A 4,276-nucleotide genomic window follows, 5' to 3' on the forward strand; every position below is an offset into this window, starting at 1 on the left:
TATAAATAAAATTTTAAAATACTTTCAATCATGATTACAATGGTATTTTATGGATATGTACAACCATATTTAATATTAGTCTAAAATAAATATTCTTTGATTATAATGCTCTAATCCAAATTTTTAATGTATAAAAAGTACACCTATTTACTCGTGATATTCTAGTAAATAGGTGTACTTTAAAATCAGATTGTTTTGATTCCCTAACTATATGTTAATTATAGTTTGCTCAAATGCAATATCTGGATTAGATGTATCATGACTTGAAAGCCAATCTTCATATAGACCTTCAAAGACTACTTTCCCTTTATTTAAAAAAATAATATGTGGATTTAAATGAACTAAATCTTGTAATTGATGTGTAGCTATTAGACATATGCCATTTTTACTTAAAATATGTTGTAATTTTTCTAATATCATTTTACGAGATAAAGGATCAACACCACTTGTCGGCTCATCAAATATATATAATTTTCTATTTAAATGAGAAAACATCACTATAAGCAACCACTTTCTTTCACCAAATGACATTTTCCCTAGTTCCATTTCTAAAAGATGGTTATATTTTTCCTTCTCTAAATCAGTTAAGTTATCATAAAAATTTTGTTCAAATAATCTTTTTTCATTTTTAGTTATCATGCCTAAAAAGAGTTTTATAAAGTCTTTCCCTAAGTTCTTCGGGGTGTAATAATTATTTTGTGTTAAATATGATATTTCTTTCGTACTCGGCATTCTTATTTCATCCGATTCTGCTTTGAAATTATTCGTAATACAATCTAATAATGTTGATTTTCCAGATCCATTCATGCCTATTAATATATTCAAACGATCTTCCTTTAGACTAAATGATACATTCGTTAATGTTTCCTTATTACTTTTTTTATATGTAAAATTCAAGTTATTAACGTAAAACAATTTATCCCCCCCTTATCTTATGGTTTTAGAATTAATATCCAGTTTCACTAAAGATATATAGCCAATTAAGAAATACAAAACGTATATCAATAAAATCAACCCATTAAAATCAGTAAAATTATTAAGAATTAACAGTCCGAAACTTCTAAAGAAGTATAATGGATTTAGCCATTCAAAACCATATAAATGACTATTTGAAAAATAATAAAAAATTATTGTGATAATACTTGAAATCGTCGCTAATGAACTTGCTTTAAATGGTAATAAAGCAATTGCAAGGAAAATTACAGATATAGGTAATAACAATATAGTATATATCACCACATATAGTAATAATTTCAAACTAAATATATTTAGTACAAGCGACGTCAAAATTGTCATAACTTCTAAACTTATGAATAATACAATCATTTGAGATAGTATAATAGCAAATAAAAATGGATATTTAGATCCTGCAAGCATTACATAACTTTTTAATGCACCTTGTTCTCTTATATTTGCAATTTCAATAGCAATTCCATTAAGTAAAATCATCATAGTGATAAATGACAAAAATAATGCTATAGCCGTAAGTTTCTGATCCATCGATTTCAAAATTTCACCACTTACAAATAAGTTAATTACGATCAAAAATATTGGTAATAACAATATCCAGATCAAAGTTATTTTATCTTTCATCAGTGCTTTAGCATGAAAGATAAAAAAAGAGCCTATTTTGCTCATTATTTCACCTCATTTATTAAAAATGACTGATTATTAACTACACTTTTATAGTATCTATTTCACAATGTATATTATTAATTCACAATAAATACAAAATCATTATCTCTCTCAATACCATAAACGAATTAAGCTTATCTATTTAAAATCACTGACAATTTTTAAAAACTATTATATTTCAAATATTTTTAAATTTGATTTAGGTAAAGGTAACCACGAATTCCACTGATTCTTCCCTAAATCATAAAGACACATGATTAGTCCACTAATCCCCTCTTCAATATCCATAGAACATTTCAGACCGAATTTTCCTGGAAATAATATATTTCCATCTGAATCTGATAACATATAAATATTTAAGTTTTTCACAATTTCATCCATATTTTTACCATTAGATAATAAATTTTTTTTTGCATTTTCATAGATTAAGAAACCAGAATAGCCACTCATTAAACCCGAATCAAAAGTGTTCGTATAAGGAGGTTCTTGAGAGATAACTTCTATATAATCTAATAAATCAATAGGTAACGCGTTTTTGTCATCTTTGTAGATTTCTAACAATAATAACTTAAAACCTAGTGCACCATTAGAGAGATAAGGAGAGTATTTACCATTATTTTTTAATGTTAACTCTTTTCCAATTTTTACGATATAATTATTATTAATATATTCTATAATCTCAAATGTTTTTTTCTTCATTACATTATTCTTTGTAAGCTCCCCCCATTTCCACAAAAATAATGCTGCTCCTGACCATCCAGAAATTAAACCCATATCTAGTTCAGTCTTCTCACTTATATTTTGATCAAATTTATTTATAATAGTTAAAGTGATTTTATCTATTACTTTACTAAGATTTAGGTCAGTAAAAATATCATTATAAGATGCTAGGGTTAATACTATCCCGGTTAAACCTGAATAAATAGAAATATTACTCATTACCGTTAAATCTTCATTTTCGATAAGCGATACTACTGATTTTATATACTGATATACTTCATTTTCATATCCAAGTTCATATAAGACATTCATAATACCAGATAAACCATTATATAGTCCTAGTTCTTCAATACTATTAATTTTGTATTCTCTAATAATATATAATGTAGTTTCTATCCAAAATTCTAAAGCTTCATTATTTTTAATAGCATTATTTTTACTTAAAGCAGAAATCACACCAAATGAACCATGGGCATAGTTAAATTTACTTAAATAATTATTGTTAGCATAAATATTACCAGGGATGAGATTAAGATTATCCGTATCACAATATTTAATTAAACTTCTAATACTATTTAGAATAAAATCGTTAATTTTATCTATTTCTATATCAGTTGTTGGTACTTCTAAAGAGTTGTAAAGATTAAAGGCTTCTGGCCAAAAGTTAATATTTGGATATTGATACTTTTCAAATTGAAGTATGTAATTAATAATTCTATCCCCGAATTTATTTTTTATAAATTTATCATGTTTATTTTTAATTTTAGGAGAAAGTTCATGTATTGAAGAAATTGGTAAAAACATAAACCTACAAATTTTATAAAACGAGTACCAATCTGCTTCTTCATAATTTTTCGAATTTACATTAATCATACCTGGTGTACCTAACAATAATTTATATTTTTTATTCTTATCGCAACTCACTTCAAAATCTATTATATGTACTTCTAATTGATCATTAATTAATATATTATTAGTACTTAAATCACCAACAGCTAATCCCAAATTATGTATTTCTTCTATTATTTTATGCAATTTTTCTAATATAACTATGCACTTATTACTATAACTTTTATATTCGTGTTCATCATATGAAAATGGATAATTACTAGCAATATATTCTTGTAGAGTATTTCCTTCGATAAACTCCTCTAAAATATAATTATGTTTCCATATTTCAAAATATTCATATATATTGGCAATACCATTTATGTTTTGCAATCTTTTTAATGACCTATATTCATTCTTAATTCTACTAAATCCATCATTTCTATCACCATCTAATCCAGCTTTTCTTCTCCCTTCTTTTAAAATAAATTTTTTCTCTCCTTTATTCACTTTATAAACACCACCGGCATTACTAAAATGTAAAGCTTCGAAATTTTCAAAATCATTCAATTTATTAAATTCTTCATTATTTAGCTGCTCATTTTCTATTATAAAATCTGGTTTTTCAACAAATTCAGGCACATAATAATAGGGTACTCTTAAATCTTCTAGACTATTACCTTCATTATCATAAATTACTAATGTATCAATGCCATCAATTCGTTTTATCATTTTTTTTAATCCGCCAAATCTATAAAAAACATTAGAATTCTTCCATTGACAATCATTTAGTATATAAGGACCCTCTTCAAAATCCGAAGTTATATGTTCCAATTCTTTTAATAACCAATGAAAGTGTTCTACATCTCGTGGATAAACTGTTATAAATTTACCTGAGTAAGCTCTATCAGCTGATTTAGAATTTTTATTCTCTAACATATGTTCTGAAGGGACAAATTTAAATGCAACTTTATTGTTTATTAAAAATTCAGAAACATTATATAATAGGCATGATGCATCTTCAATTGTTGCTGATATATGTATTTTCCACCCTTGATTTGGAAAATGAGAGCTTTTAGGAATCATGTTAAAC

Annotated in this window: 3 protein-coding genes; all 3 read right to left on the bottom strand. The window is 25.5% G+C overall.

All coding sequences use genetic code 11. The features are described 5' to 3' along the window. Positions 1 to 207: 207 nt before the first annotated feature. A complete protein-coding gene (locus tag CD111_RS12085; protein WP_095088874.1) occupies positions 208 to 915 on the bottom strand; it encodes an ATP-binding cassette domain-containing protein in 708 nt (235 codons plus the stop codon). Positions 916 to 927: 12 nt separating this feature from the next. Further along, positions 928 to 1,638, bottom strand: coding sequence for a hypothetical protein (locus tag CD111_RS12090; RefSeq protein ID WP_095088876.1), 711 nt, complete (start codon positions 1,636 to 1,638; stop codon positions 928 to 930). Between the two features lie 168 nt (positions 1,639 to 1,806). After that, positions 1,807 to 4,269 carry a class III lanthionine synthetase LanKC gene (lanKC, locus tag CD111_RS12095; protein ID WP_103268517.1) on the bottom strand — a complete coding sequence of 821 codons (2,463 nt, stop codon included), beginning with the start codon at positions 4,267 to 4,269 and terminating at the stop codon, positions 1,807 to 1,809. Positions 4,270 to 4,276 lie beyond the last annotated feature (7 nt).

It is taken from the genome of Mammaliicoccus stepanovicii (genome assembly GCF_002902525.1).
GTDB classification, from domain to species: domain Bacteria; phylum Bacillota; class Bacilli; order Staphylococcales; family Staphylococcaceae; genus Mammaliicoccus; species Mammaliicoccus stepanovicii.